This is a genomic window from Flagellimonas alvinocaridis (assembly GCF_965248585.1).
Classification (GTDB): domain Bacteria; phylum Bacteroidota; class Bacteroidia; order Flavobacteriales; family Flavobacteriaceae; genus Flagellimonas; species Flagellimonas alvinocaridis.
Window position 1 is genome coordinate 2,326,386 of sequence record NZ_OZ252111.1, and the last position, 16,465, is coordinate 2,342,850.

The window sequence follows — 16,465 nt, forward strand, 5'->3', positions numbered from 1 at the left end:
TTCATATAAGAAATTTTGCCCTTGCAAAAACAGTGGTTATTGACTTTGATATAATTGGAAAAAATATTTTACCCATTTGCCAAAGAAGGTAGTTTGGACATGAAGGGTTGTTGGTAATATCTTTCGCCCGTAGCTTTGTACAGGGCATTGGCCAATGCGGCAAAAATTGGCGGAAAGGTAGGCTCGCCCAATCCAGTTGGATCAATCTTATTTTCCACAAAATGTACTTCAATTTCCTTAGGGCTTTCTTGCATCCGGATCATCCGATAGGAATCAAAATTATTTTTGGAGGGTATCCCGTCTTCAAACCTTAACTCTCCAAAAAAGGCATTGCCAATACCGTCCACAATTCCCCCTTCTGCCATATTCTTGGCCCCATCTGGGTTGACTACCATACCGCAGTCCAAAACACAAGTTACTTTTTCCACTCTGGGTTTTCCATCTTCCATAACCAAATCCAATACTTGGGCTGCATAAGAGTTATGACAAAAATAAGCGGCTACGCCACGGCTTAGGTTTGGCTGTTGGTCTTCCCAATTTGACTTCTCCTTGACCTTTTTCAAAACTCCCGCATAGCGAGTGGGGTCATAGTCATTTGTTGTGCCCTCCAAGGGGCTATTGATGGCCTTCTCCAAGAGTTCCAAACGAAAATCTATAGGGTCTTTCTCAGCTAGTTCGGCCACTTCATCCAAAAAAGATTGTTCTGCACTTGCCATAAAATTGGAGCTCGGCGCCCTAAAAGAGCCTACCGTAATATTGCTATCTATTGTCCAGCTTTCTGCCAAATAGTTGTCCACAGCTCCAGCAGGGAATCTATTCTCATGCAAAGGGCTTTCGGGGATACCACCTGCGTTGACATGATAGGCAATTAGATTATTATTGGCATCCAAACCTGCTTTTAGTTTTATAAGATAGGTTGGCCGATAGACCCCATCCGTCATATCATCCTCCCGAGTATAGATCAATTTAACCGGAGCCTTCATACGCTCGGAAATCAAGGCAGCTTCCACAGCCCAATGGGCGTAAGAGCGTCTACCATACCCTCCACCTAAACGAGTCATTTTAATATCAATGTTTTCCAATGGAATTCCCATACGTGCCGATAACGTCTGTTCCGTAAATTCTGGCTTTTGTAATGGTCCTATCAATTCTGCCTTTCCGTCCTTCACATCGGCAAAAAAGTTCATAGGCTCCATGCAGTTGTGTGCCAAAAATGGCGCTGTATAGGTACGCTCTATTGTTTTGACCGCTCGTTTGAACGCTGCTTCGGGATCACCATCCCTACGACGGACCTCCCCTCCTTTGGCCGCTCTATCTTCCATATTGGCCAAATGATTTTCTGTACTTTCAAGCCCGGCAGGTGTATGCTGTTCCCATGCATTCCCAAACCTATCTCTAGTATCGGTTGAACTTTCAATAGGTTCACATGCTATCTTGATTGCTTTCTTGGCCTGCATCACCTCCCATGTGGAATCACCCACAATTACCGCTACCTCATTATAGGTCCGGGTATCAAAAAAAGTCTTAACGTAGTCATCGTTGAAGACTTTAATTTTGAAAATATCCCTAATGCCCGGCATGTTTCTTGCTTCGTCATCATCTATTGATTTAAGTTTCAAACCGAAAGCTGGGGGATGCACAATCATGGCAATGAGCATACCTTCCTTTTGGGTATCCATCCCAAAAAGAGGCTTGCCAGTAACAATATCAGATCCGTCTACATTTTTACGGGAAGTACCAATAATGTTGAACTCATTGTATTCCTTTAGTTGAACCTCCTCAGGAACTTCAAACTTTGCTGCGACAGAAGCCACCTCCCCATATCCTACGGAGTTTCCGGAATCTTCGTGAGTTAGTCTGCCCTTTGCTGTTTTTATCTCACTCATTGGAACCTTCCAAGCATCAGCCGCGGCCATCTTCAGCATGTGTCTTGCCGATGCTCCCGCCATTCGCAGTCCGGGCCATCCTCTTCTAATGGCTTGGCTACCCCCAATAAATTGAAAACTGAAAGCATCCGTGTCCAAAGGGGCCTGTTCAACAATGACATCTTTCCAGTCTACATCCAATTCATCAGCCACAATCATGGGCATGGAAGTCTTAACGTTCTGACCTCCCTCAGGATTAGGGGAAAGAATGGTTACTAGACCATTTTCACCAATCTTTAAATACCCATTCATTTGGAACCATTCCTTGGGCATTTCTTTGCCTGTCAAACTTCCAGTGTCTTTTGGTCTACAAGAATTTAGCCAGCTAAATCCCAAAACCAGCCCACCACTGGCCAAACTGGTATTTTTGATAAAAGTCCGTCTGCCTATTTTGGTTTTTACAAGTGTCATATTTGCCAATTGGCCAATCGTATTTTAACCTATTAAAGGAGGTTTGTCCGTTATAAAAGGTTGATGGTAATACCTCCTACCTGTAGCTTTGTACAGAGCGTTTGCCAAAGCACCCATAATGGGTGGGAAGGGGGGTTCACCCATTCCTGTAGGGTCTATATCACTTTCTACAAAATGGGTTTCAACGGCTTTTGGCGCCTCACGATGTCGTATTAAGCGATAGCGGTCAAAATTGATTTGTTCCGGAGCACCATCTTTAAAGGTAAGTCCACTGTACATGGCATGCCCAATTCCATCAACAGCACCACCTTCAGATAAGTTTGATGCAGCATCAGGGTTTACCACGATACCACAATCTATGGCGGCAGTGACTTTTTGAACCACAGGAGTATCATTCTCCATAACAACATCCAAAACTTGGGCCACATAACTTTGATGACAGAAATAAGCCGAAACACCTCTGTGTACGCCAGCTTCATTTTGACCCCAATTTGCCTTTTCCCGAACCAATTTTAACACTCCCGCATATCGTGAAGCATCATAATCGTTGGATTCTGGACTACCCACAGGATTTTCTTCTGCCCTTTTCAAAAGCTCCAATCTAAAATCGATGGGGTCTTTGCCCATTTCCTCTGCCAATTCGTCTAAAAAGGATTGCTCCGCCCCGGCAATAAAATTGGAACGTGGAGCCCGGAATGCCCCTGTGGTTATGTTTGTGTCAACGGTGAAATCTTCTGCTAAATAATTATCAATGGAACCTGCTGGAAAGCGATTCGCAAAGAGCGGACTCTCAGGGATGCCTCCTGCCTTGACATGGAAACCAATCAAATTATTATCCGCATCCAACGCAGCACGGTAAGTGGCATAATACGATGGGCGATAAATACCTTGGGACATATCATCTTCACGAGTATACACCAGCTTCACAGGTGCATTCATCCTTTGCGAGATAACTGCAACTTCTACCATAAAATGGCCGTATAATCTACGTCCAAAACCACCCCCTTGGCGGGTCATCTGAATATCTACTTTCTCCAAAGGAAGACCCAAACGTTCAGCAACGGCCACCTCCATCCATTCCGGGGTTTGTGTTGGCCCCAATAGTTCGGCATGGTCTTCGGTTACATTGGCAAAGAAATTCATGGGTTCCATAGTGTTATGGGCCAAAAACGGACAACTGTAGCTTCTTTCGATAACCTTGGCCGCATTCTTAAAGGCCTGCTCTGGGTTACCATCCCTTCGGGCCACTTTTGCAGTACTGGCAATCAGTTCTTTCAACCTCTTGGTATGACTTTCCGAATCTTCCATACCGGCAGGATGTTTCACCTTCATCTCGTTTCCGAACAAGGTAAGATTTTGTGTGACCTCCGGGGCATCTTCCCATTCTACATTCAATGCTTTCTTAGCTTGGAATACTTGCCAAGTGGTTTCCCCAACCACTACGACCACTTCATTAAAGGCCGTAAAATGGAATGCCATTTTATCGAAATCGTCATCATATAATTTTATGGAAAAAACATCTCGAATACCGGGCATTTTTTTGACCTCCTCCGCATCAAAGGATTTCAATTGCTTTCCAAACGCCGGTGGGTGGACCAAAGAAGCAATCAACATACCTTCCCGCATCACATCGATACCAAATAGCGGTTTTCCAGTCACTATTTTTTTACCATCCACATTTTTACGGGATGTTCCAATAATGGAGAATTCTGAATTTTTCTTTAATTCGACCTCCTCGGGCACTTCAATTTGTGCAGCTGCGGAAGCCATTTCTCCATAACCAGCAGAATTGCCACTGGCTTCATGCGTCAAAACCCCAGCTATTGCGGTAATCTCGCTAGCAGGAACCTGCCAAGCTTGGGCGGCAGCCTCTTTCAGCATATGGCGTGCTGTTGCACCTGCCATACGTAGGTTTTGCCAAGAACTGCTTATAGATCTACTACCTCCTGCAACTTGCCAACTATACAAATTGGTGTTGAGTGGTGCTTGCTCCACAACCACATTTTTCCAATCAATTTCCAATTCGTCCGCCACGATCATGGGCATGGAAGTTCTAACGTTCTGGCCAATTTCAGGATTGGGAGACATGATCGTTACTACGCCATTGTCTCCAATTTTTAGATATCCGTTGATTTCATACCACGTTTCGGGCATTTCCAACTCCATGGCAACGGCTTCGGCAACCTTAGGCTTGCAAGCATTAAAAAAGCTAAACCCAAGTACCAATCCACCCCCAGCCATGCCGGTATTTTTTATAAAGGCCCTGCGACCCAATTGTGTTCTTACTAGTGTCATTTTTTAAGGATTAGGGTGAATTAAGAGTTGTTTTCCGCAGCCAACTTAACGGCTTTTTTTATACGGGTATAGGTTCCGCAACGACAAATATTGCCATTCATGGCCGTAGCAATTTCATCATCCGTTGGGGATGGGTTTCTTTTTAAAAGGGCTGAAGCGCTCATGATTTGCCCTGCTTGGCAATAACCGCATTGTGGGACATCAATCTCCAACCAAGCTTTTTGAACAGGATGGTCGCCGTGTTCCGATAAACCTTCTATGGTCGTAATTTCCTCATCGCCTACGGCGGATACCGGTAATTGGCAGGAACGTACCGCATTGTCTCCCAAATGAATGGTACAAGCACCGCACTGTGCAATCCCACAGCCAAATTTTGTGCCCACCATCTGCAAGTGGTCACGTAATACCCAAAGCATTGGAGTAGCGCCATCTACATCTACTGTTTGGGTTTTTCCATTGATTTTTAGATTATATGTTGCCATAATGAAAGCGTTTGCATTAAAATACTGAATTATGTGTTTGGATTCTATCTAAATTATTGATTTATTATCGACTAAACGTTAATTTTTCTTCTTCTTTCCAATTCGTTTGTTGGTGTTTCCAAAACTATAGTTCAAGGATATGTTCCATGTAAAATCATCTTCCGGAACAATCTCTGTATCAATTGCTTTGTTAAAAATAGCCGAGATGGACAAGGGAAAGTCGTTTTTTGCCAAAGTCAAAAAGGTCACCACATAAAATCCCTCATCCTCATCCATTCTTAAATAATAGGTTTGGGGCGAAACATTAAAGTATACGTCTTTCGTTATGCCAAGGTTATTGATATAGGAGTTAAGGACAATAAAATTGGTTTGTTTTACGCCTTCATCGAAACCCCTACCGTGCAAATAGTAAATACCAATCCCCGTATTTTCTCCCAATTTATAAATCGGAACAATTTCTGCGGCCAAATAACGTCTAGACTCCAGTATCTCCTCGGACTGTCCGTCACGAATTACACTAACGGTCCTGAAATTCAACGCCGGGTGTGCCCCCACTCGAAGCGAAAATCGCTCTTTTTGAACGGCTTTATAGCGGAACCAAAACAAAAAGGACCAAGGTTTGCCTTCCAGTGCAAAACGCATATCAGGTTCAAAGCTTAGTTTTCCCTTGGTAAATTTTAAATCGAACAACAAAGCCGGGTCTCCCAATGAAAAGGATGGGACCAATGAAATTCCGTTGTGCGTTACACTGGCCGAACCCCTGAAATCATCCAAAAATTTGCGCTCATCCTCTTGAGAATACCCCTGGTAAAATAAGGTTACAAAAAGTACGGGTAAAAGATTGGCGTTTTTCATTTTTCGACTTAGCTACAAATTCATTGTATGTTTTGCTTTACTAGCTTTTAAAGGGGCATTACTCACTCAACTTTTTTGCTAAGCTGTCATAATATTCTTGGGTAACCACTTCTGTCCAGACAGTAGGTGTTTCTCCTCCGTAGATGGCCAGATAGGTCACATCACTGTTCTTGGAAGACGAATGCCAATGTTCTGTGTCTTTTTCGCATCTGATTACATCACCCTCTTTCAGAACCGTTGGTTCCTTTCCTTTTTCTTGATAGTAGCATTCACCATCAACGATAATCAATACTTGTACAGATTCATGCTTATGCCAGTCCAAGGTGGAGTTCGCCTTAAATGTTGCCTTGGTAATATTGTACGTTAAATCCCCATCTGCTTGTAGAACAGGATTTAACCAAGCTTCACCAATATAATGTGTGTTTGGTGCTTTGATACCTTCGGTGAAATAGGAAGAAACAGTGTATGCTGAATTTTGGGCAGAAATGCTTGCAGATATGGCAAACACGATGAAGCAAATTATTTTTTTCATGATATTATTTTTTAAAGATTTTCCATCAAACCAAAAATATTCATCTATGTAAGTGGAAGTAATACCCAGATCACGGATGTTCATACCATTATTACGGATTTTATGTATTTGGGTTGATTAACTGACAATCAATCTCTTATCTTTAAATAAAATTTAACAATAGATGGAAAACGTGTATCACATAAAATCTGTAGCCGATTATTTTGCCTGGCGCAATTCTAAACCTGAACATCCGCTGGTGGGTATTTTGGATTATGAGCGAACAACCGCATATCCTGATTATTCGTACGACGGTCTGCAGTTTGATTGCTTCGCCGTTTTCCTGAAGGATGCCAAGAATTGCAAGTTAAAATATGGCGGTGGCGAATATGATTTTGACGAAGGTTCCATGGTATTTATGGGTCCGGGTCAAAAAGCGGGTATCAGTTATGACCCAGATTACAAGCCCAAAGGGTATGCCTTGATTTTTCACCCAGATTTGTTGTTGGGAAGTGATTTGGGGCGAAAAATCAATAGCTATACTTTCTTTTCCTACTCTGTGAAAGAAGCCTTGCATTTATCTGCTCGGGAACGGAGCTTAATTTTAAGTGTTATCGATAAAATTCAATATGAGTTGGAGCAAAATCTGGACAAGCACAGCAAAAAATTGATTGTGAGCAATATTGAGCTCTTGCTGGATTACTGTCTACGGTTTTATGACCGACAGTTTTTGACCCGTGAGATTCCCCATCAGGGAGCCTTGGAAAAATTTGATGTGTTGCTCAATGATTACCTTTCTTCGGAAAAACCACAAAAACATGGCTTGCCCTCCGTAGGGTATTTTGCGGACCAACTCAATCTGTCCCCCAACTATTTTGGGGATTTGGTGAAAAAGGAAATGGGCTATTCGGCACAAGAATACATTCAGAACAAGCTTATTGATGTGGCCAAGGAAAAGGTGTTCAATCCCAACAAATCAGTCAGTGAGATAGCATATGAGCTTGGATTTAAATATCCGCAGCACTTTAGTAGGTTGTTCAAAAAGCAAGTAGGGCATTCGCCGAAAGAATTTAGAAGTCTTAATTGACCTGAAAGTAATGGCCGAGGAAGAAAATAGCATTTTTGAGCTAATGCTTATTGGCGGCATTGTTCCAAAGGAACATTCGGGCTGGCCAAAGGCATGGAAGTTGGTGGATCGCGCCATAAAGCTTTCGGCAGATTTAAATACTTCTACAAGTGTTGACCAAATTCGAGAAAGACTTTCGGAACTTATTGGCAATCCTGTCGATAGCAGTACAATGGTATTTATTCCTTTCTATACCAATTTTGGTCGGCATATCAAACTTGGTAAAAATGTTTTTGTCAATCATGCTTGTACTTTTCTCGATTTGGGAGGAATTACTATTGAAGACGACGTACAAATCGGGCCAAAGGTAAATTTGATTACAGAAAACCACCCACTTGCTCCTTTGAACCGAAAATCCTTGGATTTGGGTTCTATTCTGATAAAAAGGAATGCTTGGTTGGGGGCGGCCTGCACTATTTTGCCAGGGGTAACTGTTGGAGAAAATTCGGTGGTCGCTGCCGGGGCTGTAGTAACCAAGGATGTACCTGACAATACGGTGGTAGCGGGAATACCAGCGAAGGTGGTAAAGCATTTGGATGCAAATTAATAGAACAGATATGAAAAAAAGTAACTTAATTACCATACTGATTGTTCTATTATTAGGTTCATGTAATAAGAGCGATATAAATAAGACTACGGTAGATCATGATAGTATGATGGTACGTATTGCCGAGATTGAAATTGAGCCAGAATCCCTAGATGGCTATTTGACAATTTTAAAAGAAGAAGCGGAAGCTTCAGTACGGTTGGAACCTGGAGTTATTTGTATCTATCCGATGTACCAAAACGACAACCCTAACCAAATCAGGCTACTGGAAATTTATGCCAATAAGGAAGCTTACCAATCGCATTTACAAACCCCTCATTTCAAACATTACAAAACAGCTACTTTGCCCATGGTTAAATCGTTAAGATTGATAGATATGACAGCAATTGACCCAGAAACCATGTCTCAAATATTTTCAAAAATCAGCCATTGATTTTTCTTCAAACACCTAAGTAAGCATTTTTGGTTGCTTTTGAAGCTTCTCCTATTTACACACTATTTTTTTTGGTTCAATTTCACAATTGACAGCATCATCTATACATCAGGGTATCATGGCCCAATACGATATATTACCGCATTATCGCCATCTGTAAGCGCATAAAGGGCACCGTCCGCTCCATCCAAAATATCTCTAAACCGTCGCCCCTCACTTTCCAATAACCTTTCTTCTCCCACAACCACATTATCCTCGATGACCAGCCTTACGATGTGCTGACCACTCAATGCGCCTAAAAATAAGTTGTTGGTCCATTCTGGAATCAAATTACCGGAATAGAAGTCTATGCCACTGGGTGATACAGCAGGATCCCAATAATAGACAGGTTGTTCCATTCCAGTTGCTTGTGTAATACCTGCCCCGATTGGGTTACCACTATATTCCAAACCATATGAAATAGTTGGCCAGCCATAGTCTGCCCCAGCTTCGATAAGGTTAACTTCATCTCCTCCCAGTGGACCAAATTCGGCCTCCCAAAGGTCACCGGTAACGGGATGGATTGCCAATCCTTGTACATTTCTATGCCCGTACGAGTATATTTCTGGTAACGCATCAGCATTTGATTCAAATGGATTTCCAGAAGCGGGATCTCCATTTTTGGTTATTCGCAATACCTTGCCCAAAGCAGCATCCAATTCCTGAGCTTCTGGTCGAGTTACCGAGCTAGATCTATCCCCTGTGCTCACAAATAGATTTCCCTGTCCATCCCAAGCCAAACGAGACCCATAATGTGCGGTACTATTAAACTCTGGAATGGCCGTGTAAATCACGGTAGCATCCTCCACCTGATCTTCGCTATCGGACAACCTTCCTTTGGCCACGGCAGTAGCTGTTCCATCGGGTCCATTTTGGGAAAATGACCAGTATAACATCCTATTTTCCTCAAAATTGGGGTCTACGGCCACATCCAAAAGCCCTCCCTGTCCAGAACTGTTTACCGATGGAATACCGGTAATGGGTGACCCTAAAACTCCTGAAACCGAGACCAAACGCATTGATCCTGCCTTTTCAGTCACTATAATCCTGCCATCTGGCAAGTTGGCCATTCCCCAGGGACTTGAAAGACCAGTTGCAAACACCGATGCGGTATATTCTGTTTGTGTTTGAACGCCTTCAATTCTTGTTTGTCCTTCAAAAGCAGGTGAATAATCGCTATTGGGGTCTTGTGTTTCCACTGGATCCAAAGGTTCATCAGGAGTTGATGTATCATCGTCGTTGGTTGATGCATCATCATCATTATTGTCACCAGAGCCATCAGGTTCTTCAACATCTGGAGTTTTTTTATCGTCACTTGAACTGCATGAAAGCTCCATACCCCCTACGAATGCCAAAAAGGCCAAAACTATGATATTCCTTATCCAAAAATTCATAATAAAGTGTTTTTAAGTAAGTTACAATCCATTTGTTAACAAGACCATATTTTTAACTTTTATGTTAATCCGGAGTAGTTTCCTTCCCATCACTTATCGTACCCTGAAGTCAAAACATTAACTATGTTCAACAGCAATGGGAAAGAGATAGCTCTTGGAATAGGGCACTTTGCCAGCTGCAAAGTTGAAGTATCCCCACAAATCGGTTATGGGTAAATACGAAAGTCCACCGTCATGGTCCACATCCTTATCCCTTAAACGGTATCGGACTATTTTCATGACTACACCCATTGCTACAAATTAAGATTGTACATGCCGGCCACAAGTACTCTATATTTGTAATAGTTAGGAAGTTTCAATACCCATATGTTAGCGACCATACTCATAATCGTTTACATTATCATTGGACTGATCATAGTAGTCAGTCTACTTCTTAATGGTGTACGACCTAGTAAAACATTGGCCTGGCTCCTAGCAATCTTCACCATTCCCATAGGGGGTGTTTTACTCTATCTCCTACTTGGCAGAAATCGAAGAAAGAGCAAGCTGTTTTCATTACAAAGAGACTTATGGGAAAGAAACTACCCTCCAAATGGTACCGATACGGTCAAGATTTCTGAGTACAACAAGAAAATCTCCAATCTTATCTACAAGACTTCAAAATGCCCAGTTACCGACCATAATAAACTTACCGTTTTAAAAGATGGCAGAAATACCTTTGAAAGTATTTTTGAGGCCTTGGAAAGTGCCAAGGAGCATATTCATTTACAATACTATATCTATGAAGATGGCATCTTGGCGGAAAAGTTATTGGAAATATTTGAACGCAAGGTAGCGGAAAACGTTACCATTAGGGTTTTATATGATGGTATTGGTAGCTATTCGCTCAGCAGGGAATACCTGAATAGACTTCGGAAATGCAATGTCGAGGTAGCACAGTTCCTCCCATTTAGATTTGGGAAATTTCTATCCTCATTAAACTATAGAAACCATAGAAAAATCATTGTCGTTGATAATAAAATAGGCTTTACCGGAGGGATCAACATCTCGGATAAATACCTTAAAGGAGACCCTCATTTGGGAAAATGGCACGATACACATTTAAGGATTGAAGGGGAGGCTGTAGACTATTTAAATGGACTTTTTATTACAGATTGGTATTTGGCCAGTAATAAAAAAGTGGATACCACACCATACCAAATAAAAAAGACGGAGAAAAAAGAAACTCCCATGCAAATAGTCCCAAGCGGTCCAGATGATGATTTTGCTGCCATAGAGCAGGTATATTTCTCCATCATGAACAACGCAAAAGAATATGTTTACATCACAAACCCTTACGTAATACCAAACCACGCCATTCTCCAAAGTATGCAAACGGCTGCATTGAGTGGGGTTGATGTAAGGCTGTTGATGTCCTCTAGTACCGACATTAAATTGGTGGATTGGTGTGTCCGCTCCTACTATGAGTCATACCTAAAGGCAGGTATTAAAGTTTACCTATATCCAGACGGGTTTCTTCATAGTAAGGTAATGCTCTGTGATGACAAAATCGCCAGCATTGGAACCGCCAACTTGGACAACCGTAGCCTACAACAAAACTACGAGGCCAATGCCATTGTTTATGATGCCACACTTTGCAAGCAAATGAAAACCGACTTCTTACAGGACTGTTCCAAATCGATCATGCTAGATGATTATCAAATTTTCAGCAATCGCCCATGGACCCATAAATTGATAGAGGGCACTGCCAAGCTTTTAAGCCCAATCCTATAAAAAGTCCCTATCTACCCCAAATATGACTCCTTCACAAAAATCAGGTGCGCTGTTGTCCTAAACCAAAAAGGGAACTTTGCAGTACAACCCAATATTTCTTGAGACAATACCATGACCTTTGTCATAAAAAAACAGGCATAATTGGTACTACCTTTATCTAAATTTAAATCCTTGGATATGCTCAACTCAGAAAAAATAGGAAACGAATTCTATCAAAATCTAGGAATGCTTTTTTACGCCGTGGCCATGGCCGATAATAATGTGAGGCCCATTGAAACAAAAAGACTACGGAAATATGTCCGCCAACATTGGTTGGATGTAGATGATATTGAGGATGAGTTTCATACAGATGCCGCCTATCAGATTGAAATTGTTTTTGATTGGCTGGAAAGTGAGGAAAAAGATGGTGATGACTATTTTGATACGTTCAAAGAGTTCTACAAGGAGCATCCAGAAAAGTTCACCCCAAAAGTTAAGACGCTCATCGTAGAAACCTCAGAAAGTATTGCCAATGCATTTGCAGGGAAAAACAAATCGGAGATGTTGGCTATCTTTAAGCTGAAACAGCTCTTTAACCATTGATATGATTTTATCCAATTTTATTGACCATACCAATTTAAAACCAACGGCGTCCCTATCAGAAATCCAAAAACTGTGCGGAGAGGCCAAATATTATGGGTTTTATGCGGTATGTGTTAACGGTTGCCATGTTTCCTTAGCAGCTGAAGAGTTAAAAAACACCAAGGTGAAAATTGCGGCGGTCGTGGGCTTTCCACTGGGGGCAATGTCTACTGAGGCAAAAGTCTTTGAAGCAAGGGAGTGTGTAAAAAATGGGGCGGATGAAATAGACATGGTCATCAATATAGGTTGGTTAAAATCCAATGAGGATTCCAGGGTCCGCAATGAAATTAAATCCATAAAACGGGTCATCGGGGATAATATATTGAAGGTAATCCTGGAAAACTGTTACCTGACGACATCCGAAAAGGAAAAAGCTTGTACTTTGGCAGTTGAGGCAGGGGCCGATTTTGTAAAAACCTCAACCGGATTTGGAAGTGGCGGAGCCACTTTTGAAGATGTTATCCTAATGAAAAAAATAGTTGGGGATAAATTAGGTGTCAAGGCATCAGGTGGAATAAAGGATAAAGAGACCGCATTGAAATATATTGATTTGGGAGTCTCTAGAATTGGGACATCTTCGGGAATCATATTGTTGAATTGATCCATACCATGAGCATACACTTAGAAGCCAAAAAAGGAGATATTGCAGATACCGTGCTTATGCCGGGAGATCCCCTGCGGGCCAAATGGATAGCGGAATCGTTTTTGGAGAACTCCATCTGCTACAACAAAATCCGAGGTATGCTAGGGTATACGGGAACCTATCAAGGAAAGAAGGTTTCCGTACAGGGAAGCGGTATGGGAATGCCATCTTCCATGATCTATTTTCATGAGCTCATTAAAGATTATGGGGTAAAGAACATTATTCGTGTAGGTTCCGCAGGGTCATACCAAAAAGAAGTGGAATTGAACGATGTGGTATTGGCAATGGCTGCTTCCACTACCTCGGGCATAAACAACTCAAGATTTATTAATTCCGACTATTCCCCCACCGCCAATTTTGAACTTTTCCAAAAAGCGGTGAACTATGCCCAACAACAAAATATTCCCATAAAAGCGGGCAATGTACTTTCCTCAGATGAATTCTATGTAGATGACCCCGAAGAATACAAGCTATGGGCCGAGTATGGAATTTTATGTGTGGAAATGGAAACAGCCGGTTTGTACACCATTGCTGCCAAATACAATGTGCGTGCGCTTTCTATTTTGACCATCTCTGACTCCTTGGTCACCGGGAAATCCCTTTCCGCCCTTAAACGTGAAACTTCCTTCAGGGATATGGTGGAAATTGCCTTGGCAGCATCCGTATCCTAGAAAGAACTTGTAGATGCAAGTCCAGTCCATTATTCGCCGAAATTTTAAAAAAAATTAATCCAAAATTCCCTTTTTGGTAAGAGCTTTGGATATGGCCATAGCGTAACCCACCATTCCATGATCATTTGGGTGTGTTCCATCCACAAAACTTTCCTTGCCCAAATTAATATCTTCCTTTTTCACCAAATGAAGAAAATTTATCCCTTGGGATTTAAGATAGGTAAAGGCCCTTTGGGTTGCCTTATTCAAATTTTCATAGATCTCAAGTCTTTCGTTTTGGACGAAACCATCTGAATATCCAGCATGCTCAATCAATAAAATGGGAACAGTATCGTTCGTAGCCCTGATCCGTTCAATAGATTTAATGATACTTTCCTCTGCCTTTTGGGAATCTCTAAAATTGGGCATACAATCCAAAACTATTATTGAAGGACTCGCTCTTAAAATAAAATCAATGACTTCCGGTTCCAGTTTTCCATTTCCCGAAAAACCCAAGTTCACAACCGGCTTGTCAATATATCTTCCCAAAATGGAGGTCCAGGCCAACCCTGGGCGTGAAGCACATGCCCCTTGAACAATGGAAGTGCCATAAACTACAATTGGGTTTTGCACTTTGGTCTTGATGGGTTTAAAGATTGAATTTTCAGCTACTCCAATTCTTAACGATCTCACCGTATTGTATAAAGGAAGATATAGTCTAAAAGTTCTCAAACTTCCTTTTATGGCTGGCTTTATGCCTTTATACCGGTAAGAGATTGTGTCCTTAAAACTATAGATGCCTCTAACCCATTGCCAAACACTATTTTCTTCCATGGCATACAAATCCAATCCGCTAACTCCTGTGGCAGGCATATGAGGGAATGAAAATTGATCTTCCACATCGTATTCCACAATTATGTCTGAAGCATCTGATTCGAAGTCGATATACAATCCTGCCGAATTTCTGGACAGTTGCCAAACAGGTTCCCTAACCTCTTTTTGCAATTCTTGGGGGAATCGTTGAAAAGAAGCCGTCCCTTGCGGCTCTAATCTCCCTTGAACAATCTCTTCAGGCACGTTCTCCCATTGCATGGCCAATTTTTCCTGACCAATAGAAACTATTGGAACATGCACCATTACTAAAATTGAAAAAAGTAAAATCTTGTTCCAATCCATACTTCAGATATTTATATCGTCAAAAAACTTTAAGACCATATTACAACCTTTTCCCTTCTTAATTCTTTTTTACACAATATTATTCAATCTTAATCCTAAACGTTGAGGCCGGCAATTTCTCTGAATTGATCAGATTAGCTTCAGTCCATGGTTGCCATCCATAGTATAAAAAATCAGGTCTTTTGGAAACTGGTATCACAATGTTATCATCCACAACAAAAGCTTCTATCGGGTTTTTTCCGTCTACTGAAAAACCTTTAATGGTTTGCCCGCCGCTTACAGAAAGTCCATGGCCATATTTGAACGACACGATAACCCGACCATTTTTATAAATGGCTTTTTTGGGAAGCGGCCCCGAAGGTATTACATCATGGCCATACACATCTTTTAAGGCCCATCTGGCCAAACGCTCCCCCACATCTTTCTTATTGGTGGGATGAACATCGTTCCTAGCCCCAATGTCACTTGACACAGCCATTCCACCATGCTTAATTCGGACCAATGAATTACGTTGCGCGTCCCGAAAAAGAGGCCAGTATTGTGACTTATATTGTATTGAGTCAATAGATGATAGTTGGACCCAATAAAAGGGCAAATCGGGTGTTTTCCATTTTTTCCTATAATCCAAGATCATTAGTTCTTGCAGGTCGGCGTATTCTTGAACCCGCTCAATTTCTTGGGCATTACTTTCTCCTTGATACCAAATTATGCCCTTTATGGGCATGTGCAACATGGATTCTATTCCTGCGGAATAGGCAAATCCTGGTTTGAAAGCATGGTTTGGACCCAAACTATCGGAAGGTATATTTGCTGCGGTCTTGGTATTTTGAGTTGCCCTTTCCCGCACCCAAATAGGTAGGTTGTTGTTGTGTATCCAATCTTTTCTGGCCTTCCCGGAAAAGCGAACATCATTTTTTAAGGTCGTTAGACTGATGAAGGTTTCCAAAGGGGCTCCCCCAATGGCCAAATTAATCAACCCAATGGGTATTTTTTCTTCCTCACCTATTTTTTTTCCAAAATAATAGCCCACCGCACTCATTGTTTTTATAGTGCTGCTGTCATTCAATTGCCAGTTGCCCTCAAAAAACCTATCGACCTGTAACCTTTTCCCAATGGAATCGCTAAAAACCCTACCATAAACATTCTTTCCCGCATACGTAGGATTGTAGAACCGTAACGAAGTTTGGCCAATATTTTTGAGTTCTTCCTCAAAGTGCATCTCCTTTTCCATAGGCCATTCCATATTGGATTGTCCTATGCAAAGCCACACATCGCCAATCAAAATATTGGATAGAACAATTTTCTCCTGTCCTTGGAAAAAATGAACGGTACCAGGTGTACTGATTGCATCCCTTGCCTTAAAATAGACACTCCATGTTGAGTCCTTGGCCACGCGTACTTGTTTCGCTTCACCGAAGAACCTTACACGCACCAACCTATCGGGTTTGCCCTTGCCCCAAAAATGAATGGGTTTATCCCTTTGAAGGACCATATGATCACAAAAGAAATGTGGTAAACTCAATTGGGCAGCAATCAGGTTAATTCCAAGAAGACAAAACACAAACGCCACCAAACCCTTCATCC

At 41.8% G+C, this 16,465-nt stretch carries 16 protein-coding genes; 7 read left to right on the forward strand and 9 right to left on the reverse strand.

Going from position 1 to position 16,465, the window contains the following annotated elements:
• Nucleotides 1-68: 68 nt before the first annotated feature.
• The 5 genes from ACP14V_RS10390 to ACP14V_RS10410 all read right to left on the reverse strand — a co-directional run bounded on the left by ACP14V_RS10390 (nt 69) and on the right by ACP14V_RS10410 (nt 6,500).
• Nucleotides 69-2,336, reverse strand: a complete 2,268-nt coding sequence (locus ACP14V_RS10390) for a xanthine dehydrogenase family protein molybdopterin-binding subunit (protein ID WP_272610466.1) — start codon at nt 2,334-2,336, stop codon at nt 69-71.
• Between the two features lie 24 nt (nt 2,337-2,360).
• Nucleotides 2,361-4,631 (reverse strand): xanthine dehydrogenase family protein molybdopterin-binding subunit, encoded by a 2,271-nt coding sequence (locus ACP14V_RS10395; protein WP_272610467.1) that lies wholly within the window; start codon nt 4,629-4,631, stop codon nt 2,361-2,363.
• A gap of 20 nt (nt 4,632-4,651) precedes the next feature.
• Nucleotides 4,652-5,113 carry a (2Fe-2S)-binding protein gene (locus ACP14V_RS10400; protein WP_272610468.1) on the reverse strand — a complete coding sequence of 154 codons (462 nt, stop codon included), beginning with the start codon at nt 5,111-5,113 and terminating at the stop codon, nt 4,652-4,654.
• Nucleotides 5,114-5,191: 78 nt separating this feature from the next.
• The gene (locus ACP14V_RS10405; protein ID WP_272610469.1) at nt 5,192-5,968 is read right to left on the reverse strand and encodes a hypothetical protein; all 777 of its coding nucleotides are present in this window, start codon (nt 5,966-5,968) and stop codon (nt 5,192-5,194) included.
• A 58-nt stretch (nt 5,969-6,026) separates the two neighbouring features.
• A complete protein-coding gene (locus ACP14V_RS10410) occupies nt 6,027-6,500 on the reverse strand; it encodes a cupin domain-containing protein (protein WP_272610470.1) in 474 nt (157 codons plus the stop codon).
• 163 nt (nt 6,501-6,663) lie between these two features.
• Here ACP14V_RS10410 and ACP14V_RS10415 point away from each other — a divergent pair, with 163 nt between their 5' ends.
• Genes ACP14V_RS10415 through ACP14V_RS10425 form a run of 3 tightly spaced genes read left to right on the forward strand, consistent with a single transcriptional unit; the run spans nt 6,664 to nt 8,585 of the window.
• Nucleotides 6,664-7,566 (forward strand): helix-turn-helix domain-containing protein, encoded by a 903-nt coding sequence (locus ACP14V_RS10415; RefSeq protein WP_272610471.1) that lies wholly within the window; start codon nt 6,664-6,666, stop codon nt 7,564-7,566.
• Nucleotides 7,567-7,576: 10 nt separating this feature from the next.
• Nucleotides 7,577-8,152, forward strand: coding sequence for a DapH/DapD/GlmU-related protein (locus ACP14V_RS10420; RefSeq protein WP_272610472.1), 576 nt, complete (start codon nt 7,577-7,579; stop codon nt 8,150-8,152).
• A 10-nt stretch (nt 8,153-8,162) separates the two neighbouring features.
• Nucleotides 8,163-8,585, forward strand: coding sequence for a putative quinol monooxygenase (locus tag ACP14V_RS10425; RefSeq protein ID WP_272610473.1), 423 nt, complete (start codon nt 8,163-8,165; stop codon nt 8,583-8,585).
• A 116-nt stretch (nt 8,586-8,701) separates the two neighbouring features.
• Here the strand turns inward: ACP14V_RS10425 and ACP14V_RS10430 are convergent, their stop codons facing one another.
• Together ACP14V_RS10430 and ACP14V_RS10435 are read right to left on the reverse strand one after the other, a co-directional pair.
• Nucleotides 8,702-10,018 carry a PQQ-dependent sugar dehydrogenase gene (locus ACP14V_RS10430; protein WP_272610474.1) on the reverse strand — a complete coding sequence of 439 codons (1,317 nt, stop codon included), beginning with the start codon at nt 10,016-10,018 and terminating at the stop codon, nt 8,702-8,704.
• A 117-nt stretch (nt 10,019-10,135) separates the two neighbouring features.
• Complete coding sequence (locus ACP14V_RS10435; RefSeq protein WP_272610475.1) at nt 10,136-10,297, reverse strand: hypothetical protein; 162 nt, start codon at nt 10,295-10,297, stop codon at nt 10,136-10,138.
• Between the two features lie 87 nt (nt 10,298-10,384).
• Between ACP14V_RS10435 and cls the strand changes: the two genes are divergently transcribed.
• The 4 genes from cls to deoD all read left to right on the forward strand — a co-directional run bounded on the left by cls (nt 10,385) and on the right by deoD (nt 13,726).
• On the forward strand, nt 10,385-11,791 hold the full coding sequence (gene cls, locus ACP14V_RS10440) for a cardiolipin synthase (RefSeq protein ID WP_272610476.1): 1,407 nt from the start codon (nt 10,385-10,387) through the stop codon (nt 11,789-11,791).
• A gap of 177 nt (nt 11,792-11,968) precedes the next feature.
• Nucleotides 11,969-12,373 (forward strand): hypothetical protein, encoded by a 405-nt coding sequence (locus ACP14V_RS10445; protein WP_272610477.1) that lies wholly within the window; start codon nt 11,969-11,971, stop codon nt 12,371-12,373.
• A 1-nt stretch (nt 12,374) separates the two neighbouring features.
• On the forward strand, nt 12,375-13,013 hold the full coding sequence (deoC, locus tag ACP14V_RS10450) for a deoxyribose-phosphate aldolase (protein ID WP_272610478.1): 639 nt from the start codon (nt 12,375-12,377) through the stop codon (nt 13,011-13,013).
• 8 nt (nt 13,014-13,021) lie between these two features.
• Entirely contained in the window at nt 13,022-13,726 is a 705-nt protein-coding gene (gene deoD / locus ACP14V_RS10455; protein WP_272610479.1) for a purine-nucleoside phosphorylase, read from the forward strand.
• Between the two features lie 54 nt (nt 13,727-13,780).
• On the opposite strand, the gene ACP14V_RS10460 is transcribed toward deoD, so the two are convergent.
• Nucleotides 13,781-14,881 (reverse strand): SGNH/GDSL hydrolase family protein, encoded by a 1,101-nt coding sequence (locus ACP14V_RS10460; protein ID WP_272610480.1) that lies wholly within the window; start codon nt 14,879-14,881, stop codon nt 13,781-13,783.
• Between the two features lie 79 nt (nt 14,882-14,960).
• A complete protein-coding gene (locus tag ACP14V_RS10465; protein ID WP_272610481.1) occupies nt 14,961-16,463 on the reverse strand; it encodes a sialate O-acetylesterase in 1,503 nt (500 codons plus the stop codon).
• Nucleotides 16,464-16,465 lie beyond the last annotated feature (2 nt).